The sequence below is a fragment of the Phreatobacter sp. GW821-FHT04C01 genome, assembly GCF_059420385.1.
Window position 1 is genome coordinate 136,024 of sequence record NZ_JBWKTP010000012.1, and the last position, 14,193, is coordinate 150,216.

Annotated in this window: 11 protein-coding genes; 2 read left to right on the plus strand and 9 right to left on the minus strand. The window is 68.0% G+C overall.

Annotated features, from left to right (window positions below; genetic code table 11):
- Positions 1-4: 4 nt before the first annotated feature.
- Positions 5-985 (minus strand): Bug family tripartite tricarboxylate transporter substrate binding protein, encoded by a 981-nt coding sequence (locus AC07WJ_RS32440; RefSeq protein WP_494938858.1) that lies wholly within the window; start codon positions 983-985, stop codon positions 5-7.
- A gap of 303 nt (positions 986-1,288) precedes the next feature.
- Between AC07WJ_RS32440 and AC07WJ_RS32445 the strand changes: the two genes are divergently transcribed.
- Together AC07WJ_RS32445 and AC07WJ_RS32450 are read left to right on the plus strand one after the other, a co-directional pair.
- The gene (locus AC07WJ_RS32445) at positions 1,289-3,193 is read left to right on the plus strand and encodes a DEAD/DEAH box helicase (RefSeq protein WP_494938859.1); all 1,905 of its coding nucleotides are present in this window, start codon (positions 1,289-1,291) and stop codon (positions 3,191-3,193) included.
- Between the two features lie 10 nt (positions 3,194-3,203).
- The gene (locus tag AC07WJ_RS32450; protein WP_494938860.1) at positions 3,204-3,698 is read left to right on the plus strand and encodes a YaiI/YqxD family protein; all 495 of its coding nucleotides are present in this window, start codon (positions 3,204-3,206) and stop codon (positions 3,696-3,698) included.
- A gap of 177 nt (positions 3,699-3,875) precedes the next feature.
- Here AC07WJ_RS32450 and AC07WJ_RS32455 read toward each other — a convergent pair whose 3' ends face one another.
- The 8 genes from AC07WJ_RS32455 to AC07WJ_RS32490 form a co-directional block, all read right to left on the minus strand.
- Positions 3,876-4,820: a DMT family transporter gene (locus AC07WJ_RS32455; RefSeq protein ID WP_494938861.1), complete on the minus strand. Its 945-nt coding sequence runs from the start codon at positions 4,818-4,820 to the stop codon at positions 3,876-3,878.
- On the minus strand, positions 4,817-5,623 hold the full coding sequence (locus tag AC07WJ_RS32460) for an ABC transporter permease (RefSeq protein WP_494938862.1): 807 nt from the start codon (positions 5,621-5,623) through the stop codon (positions 4,817-4,819). The genes AC07WJ_RS32455 and AC07WJ_RS32460 overlap by 4 nt, the downstream gene beginning before the upstream one ends.
- Positions 5,620-6,423 carry an ABC transporter ATP-binding protein gene (locus tag AC07WJ_RS32465; protein WP_494938863.1) on the minus strand — a complete coding sequence of 268 codons (804 nt, stop codon included), beginning with the start codon at positions 6,421-6,423 and terminating at the stop codon, positions 5,620-5,622. Before AC07WJ_RS32465 ends, AC07WJ_RS32460 begins: the two co-directional genes overlap by 4 nt.
- Positions 6,424-6,425: 2 nt before the next feature.
- Positions 6,426-7,424: an ABC transporter substrate-binding protein gene (locus tag AC07WJ_RS32470; RefSeq protein ID WP_494938864.1), complete on the minus strand. Its 999-nt coding sequence runs from the start codon at positions 7,422-7,424 to the stop codon at positions 6,426-6,428.
- The gene (locus AC07WJ_RS32475) at positions 7,421-8,143 is read right to left on the minus strand and encodes a TetR/AcrR family transcriptional regulator (RefSeq protein WP_494938865.1); all 723 of its coding nucleotides are present in this window, start codon (positions 8,141-8,143) and stop codon (positions 7,421-7,423) included. The genes AC07WJ_RS32470 and AC07WJ_RS32475 overlap by 4 nt, the downstream gene beginning before the upstream one ends.
- A gap of 1 nt (position 8,144) precedes the next feature.
- On the minus strand, positions 8,145-9,875 hold the full coding sequence (locus tag AC07WJ_RS32480) for a hydantoinase B/oxoprolinase family protein (RefSeq protein WP_494938866.1): 1,731 nt from the start codon (positions 9,873-9,875) through the stop codon (positions 8,145-8,147).
- A gap of 2 nt (positions 9,876-9,877) precedes the next feature.
- Entirely contained in the window at positions 9,878-11,971 is a 2,094-nt protein-coding gene (locus tag AC07WJ_RS32485; RefSeq protein ID WP_494938867.1) for a hydantoinase/oxoprolinase family protein, read from the minus strand.
- Positions 11,972-12,360: 389 nt separating this feature from the next.
- Entirely contained in the window at positions 12,361-14,067 is a 1,707-nt protein-coding gene (locus AC07WJ_RS32490) for an IlvD/Edd family dehydratase (RefSeq protein WP_494938868.1), read from the minus strand.
- Between the last annotated feature and the right edge of the window lie 126 nt (positions 14,068-14,193).

Genomic DNA, 14,193 nt, shown 5'->3' on the forward strand with positions numbered 1-14,193 from the left:
CCGCCTATTCCGGCTTCAGGCCGATGGCGCGCACGACCTCGGCCCATTGGGCAGCCTCCTTGTCCATGAAGGCGGCGAGTTCGGCGGCCGTGCCAGGGATCGGATCGGCGCCCAGAACCTTCATCCGCTCGCGCATGGCCGGTGTCGCCAGCACGGTTGAGAAGGCCTTCTGCATGGCATCGACCGCCTCTTGCGGCGTGCCGCGCGGGGCGACAACCGCGAGCCAGGCGGAGACGTCGTAGTCGGCATAACCCTGTTCGGCCAGTGTCGGCACATTGGGCAGCATGCTGGTGCGCGCCTTGGTGGTGACGCCCAGCGCCTTGACGGTCCCGCCTTCGATCTGGCCGGAGACCGAGGCGAGCGTCGCGAACGACACTTTCAGCGAACCGCCCAGCAGGTCGGACAAAGCCGGTCCCTCGCCACGATAGGGCACGTGCTGCAGCTTGACGCCGGTGCGCAGCGCATAGAGCTCGCCGGCGAGATGGGCGACCGTGCCGGTGCCCCCGGACGAGAAGGTGATCGGGTCGCGCGCGGTCCGGGCGGCGGCCTCGAACTCCTTCATGGTCGAATAGGGCGCATCCGGGCGCACCACCACGACCAGCGGCAATTTGGCGATCATGCAGACCGGCACGAGGTCGGTCTTCCAGTTGAACGGCAGGTTTTCGCGCGAGGCGGCGTTGATCACCATGGTGGTCGGCGCGGTCAGCACGGTGTAGCCGTCGGGCGCCGAGCGCACCACGGCGTTGGTCGCGGTGATGGTGGCGCCACCGCCGCGGTTCTCGATGACGAAACGCTGGCCGATCAGGTCACCCGCGGCCTCCGCCGCCACGCGCATGGTGACGTCGACGCCGCCGCCGGCGGCAAAGGGCACGATCACCGAGATCGGCCGGCTGGGGAAGCCCTGCGCGAAACCCGGACCGGCGATGCCGGCCAGCGCCATTGCGCCAAACCCCCGCCGTGTCAGCGCGGCCCGACCCTCGACCATGACGTCCTCCCATTCTTTCGGTTGGCATGAAGGTGCGTCGCCGCACCCCGGCGTTCAACGCCGAAGATATCGCAGCCCTATAGCCTGAGGGCATGGCCCGCGAAACGCCGTCGGCGCGGCGCAAAGGCCTCATGCTCGCCCCGCCACGTTTCGCAGCGCACAAACAAGCCATGGCATTTTCGGCCGAATTGGCTTAGGAGCCACGATACAGTTTGATCTTGGACCGACAATGGCTCGGTCCGCGGCGGTGAGCATTTGGGGTCGACCTCGACCCACACTCCTCCCAAGAAGGCATCGATCCTCGTGACGGAACTTCCGATTTCCCCCCCGCTGGCGCGTGCGCTGGCCGAACGTGACTATACCGACCTCACCCCGGTGCAGAGCGGGGTTCTGGGCCCGGAGGCGCTCGACCGCGACCTCCTGGTCTCGGCTCAGACCGGCTCCGGCAAGACGGTGGCCTATGGCCTCGGCCTCGCCAACACGCTGCTCGGCGACGAGGAGCGGATCGCGCCGGCCGGCGACCCGATGGCGCTGATCATCGCGCCGACGCGCGAACTGGCGCTGCAGGTGCAGCGCGAGCTCGCCTGGCTTTATGCCCAGACCGGTGCCCGCGTGGTCGCCTGCGTCGGCGGCATGGATCCCCGGCGCGAGCGGCGCATGCTCGACGAGGGCGCCCATATCGTGGTCGGCACCCCCGGCCGCCTGCGCGACCATATCGAACGCAACGCGCTGAACCCCTACAGCCTGAAGGCCGTGGTGCTCGACGAGGCCGACGAGATGCTCGATCTCGGCTTCCGCGACGACCTGGAATTCATCCTCAACACCACGCCGGAAAACCGCCGGACCCTGCTGTTCTCGGCCACCCTGCCGGCCGGCATCGTGACGCTGGCCAAGCGCTTTCAGCGCAACGCCTTCCGGATCGAGGCCTCGCGCGGCGAGCGCGGCGGCCATATCGACATCGAATATCGCGCCATCCGCGTCGTGCCCAACGAGGTCGAGCATGCGGTGGTCAACGTGCTCCGGCAGGTGGAATCGCCGAGCGCGATCGTGTTCTGCAACACCCGCAACGCGGTGCGCCACCTCCAGTCCATCCTGGTCGAGCGCGGCTTCTCGGCGGTGTTCCTGTCGGGCGAACTCGGCCAGCACGAGCGCAACATGGCGCTGCAGGCGCTGCGCGACGGCCGCGCCCGCATCTGCGTCGCCACCGACGTCGCCGCGCGCGGCATCGACCTGCCCAATCTCGGCCTGGTGATCCATGCCGAACTGCCGAACGACGCCGAGATCCTGCAGCATCGCAGTGGCCGCACCGGCCGGGCCGGCCGCAAGGGCATCAGCGTGCTGATCGTGCCGCCGGCGCGCAACCGCCGGGCCGAAACGCTGCTCGCCAATGCCGGCATCCGGGCGCAATGGTCGGGTCCGCCGACCGCCGACGAGATCCGCAAGCTCGACGGCGAACGGCTGCTGCTGGATCCGATGCTCACCGACGAGCCGAGCGAGGAAGACCGCGAGATGGCGACGACGCTGCTCGCGCACAAATCGCCCGAAGACATCGCCGCCGCCTTCGCACGCGTCCTGCGCAGCCGCCTGCCGGAGCCGGAAGAGGTGACCATGCCGAGCATGGGCCGCGAGCCGCGCGGCGCACGCGAGCGCGACACCGGACGGGACCGCGACGACGACCGGCCGGCCCGTTCGTCGGCCGGCATGGCCTGGTTCCGGCTCGATGCCGGGCGGGACAACAATGCCGACCCGAAATGGATCCTGCCGATGCTGTGCCGGCGCGGCAAGGTGACCCGCCAGGACATCGGCGCGATCAGGATCTTCGACGACGTCACCGAATTCGAAGTGTCGGAAGCCGTGGCCGAGGAATTCGCCATCAGCGTCCGGCGCGCCAATGCCGACGACATCTATATCGAGCCGATGACCGAGGCCCCGGGCCAGCGCGGCCCCGCGGGGCCGGCCCGGAAATTCGCCGGCAAGCCGGCGGGCAAGCCGTATGGTAAGGGCGAAGGCCGGCCGTTCAAGGACGCCAAACCGTTCAAGGAAGGCCGCCCCTTCAAGGACGCCAAGCCCGCCCGCGAGGGCAAGCCGTTCAAGGCCGAAGGCAAGCCCTTCGGCTCGGACGACGGCAGGCCTTCGGGCAAGCGTCCGCCACAGCGCCCGACCGGCAAGGCCGAGCGCGGCGGCTTCAAGCACCGCAAGGGCCGGTGAGGCCGGCGCGATGACGGAACCGTCGGGCGCGGCCGCGCCGAAGCGCATCACCGTCTTCGTCGATGCCGATGCCTGCCCGGTGAAGGACGAGGTCTATCGCGTCGCCGGGCGTTATGGACTGGAGGTCCATGTCGTCGCCAACAGCCCGATCGCGGTGCCGCGTGAACCGTGGATCCACCGCGTGGTGGTCAGCGAAGGGCCGGACATCGCCGACGACTGGATCGCCGAGCGCGCGACGCGCGGCGATGTGGTGGTCACCGCCGACATTCCGCTGGCGGCGCGCGGCGTCAAGGCCGGCGCCGTGGTGCTCGCCCCGACTGGCAAACTGTTCGACGAAACCTCGATCGGCATGTCGCTCGCCACCCGCAACCTCATGGACGGGTTGCGATCGGCCGGCGAGATGACGCGCGGGCCGAAACCGTTTTCGCCGCGCGACCGCTCGGCCTTCCTGTCGGCGCTCGACCTCGCGATCACCCGGCTGAAGCGCGCTGGCTTCGGGGAGTGAGGTGGGGACGAGGCGGCATTGCGCATCGGCTAGCGGTTCTCAAGTTCGCACGTGAAGCCTTAACGTCACCCCCTTCCCTCGCCTCCGCAGAAGCAAGGGCTTCTGCTCTGGCTCGCCGGGGGTGACGTAGGGGTTCCAGCGCGAGCTCTGGCGGATTGCTTGCGACTGGCGCAAGGCTCACGCCGGCTTCACCCGCACCCTCCCGCCCCTGTTGAGCAGCACCAGCCCCGCCACGATCGCGACGAAACCCGCGACATGGAACCAGGCGAGCTGTTCGCCGAGCCAGATCATGGCGAAGCCGGCCGAGAAGACCGGGCTGAGATAGAGAAAGACGGCGGCGCGCTGCGGGCCGTTGGTGGCCACGCCGTAGAGGTAGAACAGGTTGCCGAGCATGGTCGGGCCGAGCGCGACATAGGCGATGGCGCCGAGCGCCACCTCGCGGCTCTCTCCCGGCCAGACGAGCCAGGGGCCGCCGCCGGCGAGCCAGATGAGATAGACCGGCAGGAACACCAGCAGCAAGGCCGACCAGGCGGTGACCACCGACAGCGGCAGCGCATCGATGGTGCGGGTCCAGTCGCGCAGGCGAAGCGAGAACCAGGCGAAGGTGATGGCGGCCAGAAGCGACAGGAGATTGCCGAGGTTGAAGTCGAGCTCCGCGATGACGGCGGGATCGCCCTTGGTGATGATCAGGAGCGTGCCGGCAAAGGCGATGGCGAGCGCCGCCCAGGTGGCGGCCGGCACGCGGCCCTCGCCCATCCTCAGGCCCAGCAGCGCCACCCATATCGGCGTCGTCGCATTGATGAAACCGACCTCGATGGCGATGCTGCGATAGGCGCCGCCGATCAGGAGATAGGAGAAGATGCCGACCCCGACCACGCCGCCGACGATCAGTTCGCCGAGGCGCGCGCGGATCGCCGGCCAGGCCGGGCGCAGCGCCGGCAGCGCGATCAGCGTCAGGATGGTCGCGCCGATGGCCCAGCGCCAGAACACCATCGATGGCAGCGGCACGACATCGCGCACCGCTCGCGAGACGACGTGATTGCTGCCCCAGAGCGCGCCGGTGGCGACGAGCGCCGCGATGCCCAGCAAGACCCGCGGCTGCGATGCGTCCCGGTCGCTCATACGTGCCTGGACTGGCCCTGGCGGGCGCGCTGCGACACGTGCCAGGGCAATAGCAGCCGCTCGACGAAGTCGACCAGGAAGAACAGGATCGTGCCGACGATACCGAGCAGCAGCAGCGAGACGAAGACCCGCGTGGTGTCGAACTGGCCCTGCGCCACCAGGATCTGGAAACCGAGGCCCTGGCTGCCGGCGACGAATTCGCCGACGATGGCGCCGACCAGCGCGAAGGACACCGCCACCTTCATGCCGGCGAACAGGCTCGGCAGCGCGCAGGGAAAGCGGATCTTGAACAGCACGGCCCAAGGCGAGGCCCTGGAGACGCGGGCCAGATGCAGCATGTCGGGATCGACCGAACGCAGGCCCAGCACCATGTCGATGACGATGGGAAAGATCGCCAGCATCAGGGCAATGGCGATCTTGGGCTCGGTGCCGGTGCCGAGCCAGATGACGAAGAGCGGCGCCAGCGCCACTTTCGGGATCGAGTTGAGCGCGACCAGCAAGGTATAGACCGTGCGCTCCAGGAACGGCGAATAGACGATGCCGACCGACAGCGCGATGCCCAGCGCCACGGCAAGAACGAAACCGACGCAGGTCATGGCCAGCGTGAAGCCGAGATGGCGCATGAACAGGCCGGGCGTCTCCATGAAGGCGGAGAAGACGGCCGAGGGCGCCGGCAGGATCAAGGGCGAGGGATGGAACACGGCCACCCCGATCTCCCAGAGCACGAGGGAAGCTGCCAGGACCAGGACGACGTCGCGCACCTCGTTGTCGGCGGCGAACAGGCGTTTCAGCGCGCGCATCATTCCTTGACGATCCCCAGCTCGGCGAAATGGTGACGGATGCGTTGGGTATAGGCGGCAAAGCCGGCGCTCTCGCGGATCGCCAGCGAGCGCGGCCGCGGCAGGTCGATGTCGATGATGTCGAGAATCTTGCCCGGCGCCTTGCCCATCATCACCACCCGGTCGGACAGGAACACCGCTTCGGCGATCGAATGGGTGATGAACAGCAGGGTCTTGCGCGTGTCCTGCCAGATCCGCGCCAGCTCGATATTCAGGTCGTCGCGGGTCATGGCGTCGAGCGCGCCGAAGGGCTCGTCCATCAGCAGCAGTTCGGGATCGGCCAGCAGGGCCCGGCAGATCGAGGCGCGCTGGCGCATGCCGCCCGACAGCTCCCAGGGGTAGCGATGTTCGAAACCCGCGAGCCCGAAGCGGTTGAGCAGCGCCAGCGCCCGATCGCGATAGCGTGGGCGCGGCAGGCCGAGAAATTCGATCGACAAAAGGACATTGTCGAGCACGGTGCGCCAGTCGAGCAGCACGTCGCGCTGGAACACCACGCCGAGCTTCTCCGGCGGGCCGTCGAGCGGCGCCCCGCCGACCCGGATCTCGCCGGTCGAGACCTCTTCCAGGCCGGCGACGCATTTCAAGAGCGTGCTCTTGCCGCAGCCCGACGGACCTACCACGCTGACGAACTCGCCGGGCCGGATGTCGAGATCGATGCCGAGCAGGGCCGGCACCGGTCCGCGCGGCGACATATAGGTCTTGCCGACGCCGCGGACGGCGACATAAGCCGCCGTCACGGCCGGTGCTGGCGTCTGGAAGGTCATGGTCACTCGACCAGCTGATTGGTGAAATAGTCGGAGACGGTCCAGCCGGCGCGCACGACGCCAGCCGCCTCCATCGATTTCAACGCGGCCTCCCAGTCCTCGCGGGCCTGCCAGCCGATCGGCCGACCTTGCGAGGCCGGGGTATCGAAATAGTCGATGGTCAGCTTGATCTGGCCGCGCAGGACCTCCGGGTCGAGCCGGGCATCCGGCCGCTCGGCGATCATGGCGCGGACGCCGTCATCGGGATTGGTTCGCAGGTGCTCCCAGGCCCGCTGCTGCACCTGGATCAGCCGGCGCAGCGCCGCGCCCTTCGCGCGGATGGTGTCCTCGCGGGCGACCAGCCCATAGCTCGGGAAGGCGATGCCCTCGTCCGCCGCGAGCAGGCATTTGGAGGGACGCGCGCGGTCGGCGATCGGCAGGGCCGAGCCGACCGTCGACATCAGGCCGTCGGCGCGCTTGGCGGTATAGGTGCCCCAGAGCGCGGCCGGATCGACGAAATCGACCTTCAGGTCGTTGCGGGTGAGCCCCCCGGCGCGGAGGTAGAGATCGATGAACGGCGCCCAGGGGCTGGCGGCGAAGACCACCACCGTCTTGCCGCGCAGGTCGGCGGCGCGATTGATCGGGGCGTCGCGGTCGACCAGGATGCAGAGGTCGGTGCGGCGCTGGAAGGTCGCGATCGCCCGGATATTGGCGCCCTGGGCGCGCGCCGAACCGACGAGGCCAACCTGCACCTGGCCGACATCGGCCTGGCCGGCATTGACCAGCTGGATGGTGTTGCCCGAGCCGCGGCCGTCCTGGATGTCGACGTCGAGATTGGCCTCGCGGAACCAGCCGCGATTCTTGGCCAGGTGCATCGCCGCCTGGACACCCCAGGGCGAGAAATCGAGCCTGACCGACAGCTTGTCCGGCGCCGCCGCCGGCTGCGCCCGGGCCGGCGTAGTCGCAAAAGCCGTCAAGGCCACGGCCGACAGGGCCGCGACCGCCGATAACACTCTCTTCATTGTCCGTCCTCCGACGTGATCACCTCTGGTTCGACGCCCCCCGCTTCGTCCGGCGGAATGTGCGTCAAATAGCTCAGCACCATCTCGACGACATGGCGTCGACGCCCGGCCACGCGCTTCGCCGCGACGAAGTCGCGATCGAGAAGCCAGGACAGGGTGTGCTGGTTGGACAGGAAGAAATAGGCGAGGCCGGAGATCGACAGATAGAGATCGACCTCGTCGACCTCGCCACGGAACACACCCTCGGCCTGGCCGCGCCGGAGCAGCGTCCTGAGCGTGTCCAAGAGGCCGCCATAGAGCGGCTTGATCGTGGTCGAGCTCTTCAGGTGCTGGGCGTAGTGAATATTCTCGATACTCATCAGGCGGATGAGATCGGGGGTCGCGACGAAATGGTCGAACGTGTTGCCGACCAGCCGGCGCATGCCGTCGAGCGGCGCCAGGCCGCGCACGTCGTCATCCTCTTGGCTTTTGCGCAGGCCCGAATAGATCCGCTCGAGCACCTCGAGGTAGAGCGCGTCCTTGGAGCCGAAATAGTGGTAGATCAGGTTCTTGTTGACGCCCGACTGCTCGGCGATGCGGTCGACCCGGGCACCGTTCAGCCCTTGCGTGACGAATTCGATGCGCGCGGCTTCCAGGATCCGGGCGCGGCTCGCCTCGGGATTGCGGGTCGCCTTGACGCCCGCCGCCTTGGTGCCGGTCCGGATCGCCGCATCCGCCATGTCAGGCCCCCCGCGCCGAGGCGCGATCGGCACGCAGGCGCTCGGTGCCGGCAAGGTCGACCGCCTGGCCGTCGGCGAACAGCACGGCGTAGTGGCGCGCGGCGAAGGCCGCGGTGATCTTGCCGTCGATCAGGTCCTCGCGGACCAGGTCGGGATCACGCGTCAGGGGATCGCCGAAACCGCCGGCGCCGGCCTGCTCGTGGACGATGAGCGTGCCCTGGTTGACCGTCGTGGTGATCTTGCCCGGCAGGTCCTGCCAGACGCCGCCGACCTCCATGGCATTGCGCGAAGGCCCGCCGGGCTCGCCACCGGCCAGGCCATAGGGCCGGAACTTGACCCGGTCGGTGCGCATCTGCAGCAGCGCCTCGGGCGCCAGGATGCGATAGGAGCGGCGGATGCCGACGCCGCCGCGCCAGTGCCCGGCGCCACAGCTGTCGGTGACGAAGCCGTAATCCTCGATGCGTACGGGATGCTCGGCTTCCATCACCTCGACCGGCATGTTGGAGAGGTTCTGCGAGGCATTGGTCACGGCTTCCAGCCCGTCCTTGTCGGGCCGGCCGCCCCAGGCGCCGCAGATCATGTCGACAATGATGAAGGGCTGGCGGTTGGGCCTCAGCCCACTGATGCAGATGACGCTGTTGCCGCCCTCGCCGGCCGCCGGCACCTTGTCCGGGACGATCTTGGAGAGCGCCCCGAGCATCGTGTCGAACACCCGGTAGCCGGTCAGCGCGCGCGCCGCGCAGGGGCCCGGCATGACCGGGTTCAAGACGGAAGCCTCGGGCGCCTTGACCTCGACGCAGCGGAACATGCCGACATTGTTGGGGATGTCGCGCGCCAGCACGCAGCGCACGCTGAGATAGGTCAGCGAATGGGTGAAGCTGAGCGTCGAATTGAGCGCGCCCTTCACCTGTGGCGACGAGCCCGTGTAGTCGACGAACAGCGTGCCGTCGTCGCGCACGGTGATCGCCACGTTGATCGGGATCGGCCTGTCGGAGAAGCCGTCGTCGTCGATATAGTCGGTGAAACGATAGGTGCCGCGCGGCCAGGTCTTGATCTCCTGGCGGGTCAGCCGTTCCGCGTAATCGAGCAGTTCCTGCATATAGGTGTCGACATCGTCGGCACCGTAGCGCTGCATCAGCTTGTCGAGCCCACGCTTGCCGACCTGGGCGGCGGCGAATTGCGCGGAGAGATCGCCCCAGACCCGGTCCGGCACGCGGACATTGATCTTGATCATGGTCTCGAGCGTGGTGTTGAGCACACCGCGATCGTAGAGCTTCAAGGGCGGAATGCGCAGGCCTTCCTGATAGATCTCGGTCGAGTCCGAGGCGTTCGAGCCGGGCACCCGGCCGCCGACATCGGTGTGATGACAGATCACCACCGCGAAGGCGCGGCGCTTGCCGCCATGGAAGATCGGCACGAACATGAAGATGTCGGGCAGGTGCATGCCGCCGTGATAGGGATCGTTCATGATCACCACGTCGCCGTCATGCAGGTCGTCGCCGAAGGTCGACAGCACAGACTGCATCGCCTCGGGAATGGCGCCGAGATGCTGGGCGATGGTCTTGGCCTGGGCCACCATCTGGCCGTCGCCGGCGCAGATCGCCGCCGAGAAATCCATGACGTCCTTGACGATCTCGGAGCGCGCGATGCGCACCACGGTATAGGCCATTTCGTCGGCGATGGAATCGAGGCCGCTCTTGATGACCGCGAAGGTGATGGGATCGACTTTCATCGTCAGGCTCCGAATTCCAGCACGATGCAGCCGATGGCGTCGCGATGCACACGGGCATCCGGCGGCACGACAATGGTGGCGTCATATTCCTCGATGATCACGGGACCCTGCCGTGGTTCGGCGCCGATCGCGGCACGGGTGACGATATCGACAGCCACCGGCCTGTCGCCGCGGGCGAAGGCGACCTCGCGGGTGCGGGTCTTGGCCGCGCCCGGCCGGTGGGCGATCTTCATGTCGGCGAAGTCCAGCCGGCTTTCGCGCAGGCCCCGGCCGATGACGCGCAGCTTCATCAGCTCGATCGGGGTGGTGTCGCGGTAGCCATAGGTCTTGAAGTATTCGGCGACGAAGCGCTCGCGGATCATGTCGAGATCCTCGCCGGCAAAGGGCACGGTCAGCTCGGTCGCCTGGCCCTCGTGGCGAAGGTCGGCCTCCCAGAGGAATTCGCTGCGCTCGGTGGGATAACCGTCCTGGGTCAGCCTTGCCCCCACATCGGCCTGAAGCACGTCTTTCAGCCCCTTCAGCTCGGCCGGCGTCATGGCGGCGAGCGGCCGGGTGACGGTGGCGAGCCCGGTATGTTCGATATCGGAGGCGAGCATGCCGACCGCGCAGAAAATGCCCGACAAGGGCGGCACGACCACCCGGGGAATGCCGAGCTGGCGGGCGAGATCGGGGGCATGGACACCGCCATTGCCGCCAAAGGCCATCAAGGTGAGGTCGCGCGGATCGCGGCCGCGCTCGACGGTGACCGCGCGAATGGCGCGCGCCATGGCGGCATTGGCGACCGCGCGGATGCCGTGGGCGGCTTCCGCCGTGTCGAGGCCGAGCGGCGTGCCGACATGGGCATCCACCGCCTTTTCCGACAGCCGCCGGTCGATGGCGAGCCGGCCGCCGGCCAATTGTTCGGCATTGACGAAACCGAGCACCACATTGGCGTCGGTCACCGTCGGGCGGTCATTGCCGAGGCCGTAGCAGGCCGGGCCCGGCACGGCGCCGGCCGATTGCGGGCCGACCACCAGGAGGCCGCCCTTGTCGATGCCGGCCATGGAACCGCCGCCGGCGCCGACCTCGGCAATATCGATGGCCGGCACTTTCAGCATGTAGCCGCCGGCCTTGATGAAGCGGCTGGAGGCCGACATGCCGTCGCGAAACTCATATTCCGAGGTCATGGTCGGCCGGCCGTCCTCGATGATGACAGCCTTGGCGGTGGTGCCGCCCATGTCGAAGACGATGATGTCGCGCTCGTTGCGGGCAAGGCCGAGACGGGCAGCGCCGATCACCCCGCCGGCGGGGCCGGAGGCGACGACCAGCACAGGCTTCTCGCAGGTGGCGGCGGCGGCCAGCATGCCGCCATTGGAGGTCATCACCAGGATCGGCGCGGCGATGCCGATGTCGCGCAGGCCGCTTTCCAGCCTCTGCAGATAGGCGCGCATGGCGGAAAGCAAATAGGCGTTCACCACCGTCGTGCTGGTGCGCTCATATTCCTTCATCTCCGGCAGGACGGCGCAGGAGGTGGTGGTGAGCAATTGCGGGAAATGCCGCTGCAGGATGGCTTCCGCCTGCTTTTCGTGCGCGGCGTTGCGATAGCTGTTGATGAAGGCGATGCCGACCGCCTCGATGCCCTCGTCGACCAGCGCCCGGCCGGCGGCGATCACATCGGCCTCGGAGAGCGGCTCGACCACCGAGCCGTCGCCGGCGAGCCGTTCCGTCACCTCCATGCGGTGCCGGCGCGGCACCAGCGGCTTTGGTTTTTCCCAGGTCAGATCGAACATGTCGGGCATGCGGATACGGCCGATTTCCAGCACGTCGCGAAAGCCGCGGGTGGTGATCAGGCCGGTCTTCGCACCCGAGCGCTGCAGGATGGTGTTGGAGCCGACCGTCGTGCCGTGGAGGATCTCGGCGACCGCGGACGGCGCGATCGAGAGTTCGGCCAGGAGCTGGGCGAGGCCCTCGACCACCGCGCGGCTCGGATCGTCCGGCGTCGACGAGATCTTGCTCTCATGGACCAGCCCGTCCTCGGTCGACAGCGCGATATCGGTAAAGGTCCCGCCAATATCGACCGCGACCCGGACGCGCTGAGTTCGGTGATCGGCTGCCATCGGGCCCTCGTAAACTAACCAGTTAGTCAATAGCAGCAGCGAGAGCGGATTTCGTCAAGCGGCAATTTGGGGGGATGGGGTGGGTTTGGGCGGAAGGCCGGCGAGGACAGATGGGTGGCAGGCTGGCAAAGGGTGACGGCTAGAACAGTAAGGGCCGAGCGCGCGCAAACCCTCTCCCAAAGGGAGAGGGTGCCCGCGTCAGCGGGCGGGTGAGGGGCGTAGACTCTCAGAACTGTTGCCGACGCTCACGCGGCGTGCCGCCCCATTCGGAAATGGACGACCCCTCACCCGGCGCCTGACGGCGCCACCCTCTCCCTTCGGGAGAGGGTCGGTCGCGTCGAGCCTTTCACTTCGGGGGACGGTCCTGCATAAATCCGGAACGCCCTGCCCTACCCCTCCCCGCGCTCGACCATGAAGTCGAAATCGCAGCCTTCGTCGGCTTGCAGCACGGTTTCGTGGAACAGCTTGGCGTAGCCGCGCCTGGCCCAGGCCGGTGTCGGCGTCACCGGCAATGCCGCCTGGCGCTTGGCCAACTCGGCCTCGTCGACCAAAAGGTCGATGCGCCGGCCCTCGACGTCGAGCCGGATCATGTCGCCGGAGCGAACCAGCGCCAGCGGGCCGCCGACCGCCGATTCCGGCGTCATGTGCAGCACGATGGTGCCGAAGGCCGTGCCGCTCATGCGGGCGTCGGAAATGCGCACCATGTCCTTCACGCCCTGGCGGCCGAGTTTCCTGGGGATCGGCAGATAGCCGGCTTCGGGCATGCCCGGCGCGCCCTTCGGCCCGGCATTGCGCAGCACCAGCACGTCGTCGGCCGTCACGTCGAGATCGGGGTCGTCGACCCGGTTGGTCATGTCCTCGACCGATTCGAACACCACGGCACGGCCGGTATGCTGCAACAGCCGCGGGGTTGCCGCGGCGTGCTTGATGATGGCGCCGCGCGGCGCCAGGTTGCCGCTCAGGACCGCCATCGCCCCCTCGGGCTTGATCGGATTGTCGCGCGGCCGGATGACGTCCTGGCCGGGCACGTCCTCGGCTCCGGCCGCGATCTCGCGCAGCGTCTGGCCAGACACCGTCATGGCGTCGAGGTCGATGAGATCGCCGAGCTGCTTCAACAGTTTCGGCACGCCACCGGCATGGTGGAAATGTTCCATGTAGTGGGCGCCCGACGGCTTCAGGTCGACCAGCACGGGCACCTTGCGGCCGAGCGTGTCGAAAATGTCGAGGTCGAGCTTGTGCGCGGTGCGGTTGGCGATGGCCGAGAGATGGATGACGCCATTGGTCGAGCCGCCAATGGCCTGCATGACGACGGCGGCGTTGCGGAAAGCGGCTGGCGTCAGCAGCTCGCTCGGGCGCGGCCCCCCGCTTACCGCCATCTCGGCGGCGCGCCGGCCGCTCGCTTCCGCCGAGCGGATGCGCTCGGCATGGGGCGCGGGGATCGACGCGCTCATCGGCAAGGACAGGCCGAGCGCCTCGGTGACGCAGGCCATGGTCGAGGCCGTGCCCATGACCATGCAGGTGCCGACCGACGGCGCCAGCCGGCCGTTGACGATCTCGATCTCGTCTTCGTCGATCTCGCCGGCCCGGTGCTGGCCCCAGAGCCTGCGACAGTCGGTGCAGGCGCCGAGCACCTCGCCCTTGTGATGGCCGACCACCATGGGCCCGACCGGCACCACGATGGTCGGCAGGTCGACGCTCGCCGCCGCCATGATCTGGGCCGGCAGGGTCTTGTCGCAGCCGCCGATCACCACCACCGAATCCATCGGCTGGGCGCGGACCATTTCCTCGGTGTCCATGGCCATCAGGTTGCGCAGGAACATCGAGGTCGGATGGGCGAAGCTCTCGGCGATCGAAATAGTCGGGAACACCATGGGCATGCCGCCGGCCAGCATGACCCCGCGCTTCACCGCCTCGATCAGCTGCGGCACGTTGCCATGGCAGGGATTGTAGTCGCTGTGGGTATTGGTGATGCCGACGATCGGCCGGTCCAGCGCATCATCGGAATAGCCGGCGGCCTTGATGAAGGCCTTGCGCAGGAACAGCGAGAACCCCGCATCGCCATAACTCGTCAGCCCCTTGCGCAGTCCCTTGGTCATTCCGGCCTCCCTCGCCGCGATCATGGCGTGTCGGCCGCACCCTTGGCCAAGGGGGTGGTATTGTCAATGATATGAGGCCATGACGCGGATCGCACCGGTATCGTCGCGCAAAAATCGCCATGATTA

What these genes read in the sequence shown, in the direction of transcription:
- AC07WJ_RS32440 (WP_494938858.1), bottom strand. Translation starts at nt 985, where the DNA reads ATGGTCGAGGGTCGGGCCGCGCTGACACGGCGGGGGTTTGGCGCAATG.
- AC07WJ_RS32450 (WP_494938860.1), top strand. Translation starts at nt 3,204, where the DNA reads ATGACGGAACCGTCGGGCGCGGCCGCGCCGAAGCGCATCACCGTCTTC.
- AC07WJ_RS32455 (WP_494938861.1), bottom strand. Translation starts at nt 4,820, where the DNA reads ATGAGCGACCGGGACGCATCGCAGCCGCGGGTCTTGCTGGGCATCGCG.
- AC07WJ_RS32460 (WP_494938862.1), bottom strand. Translation starts at nt 5,623, where the DNA reads ATGATGCGCGCGCTGAAACGCCTGTTCGCCGCCGACAACGAGGTGCGC.
- AC07WJ_RS32465 (WP_494938863.1), bottom strand. Translation starts at nt 6,423, where the DNA reads ATGACCTTCCAGACGCCAGCACCGGCCGTGACGGCGGCTTATGTCGCC.
- AC07WJ_RS32470 (WP_494938864.1), bottom strand. Translation starts at nt 7,424, where the DNA reads ATGAAGAGAGTGTTATCGGCGGTCGCGGCCCTGTCGGCCGTGGCCTTG.
- AC07WJ_RS32475 (WP_494938865.1), bottom strand. Translation starts at nt 8,143, where the DNA reads ATGGCGGATGCGGCGATCCGGACCGGCACCAAGGCGGCGGGCGTCAAG.
- AC07WJ_RS32480 (WP_494938866.1), bottom strand. Translation starts at nt 9,875, where the DNA reads ATGAAAGTCGATCCCATCACCTTCGCGGTCATCAAGAGCGGCCTCGAT.
- AC07WJ_RS32485 (WP_494938867.1), bottom strand. Translation starts at nt 11,971, where the DNA reads ATGGCAGCCGATCACCGAACTCAGCGCGTCCGGGTCGCGGTCGATATT.
- AC07WJ_RS32490 (WP_494938868.1), bottom strand. Translation starts at nt 14,067, where the DNA reads ATGACCAAGGGACTGCGCAAGGGGCTGACGAGTTATGGCGATGCGGGG.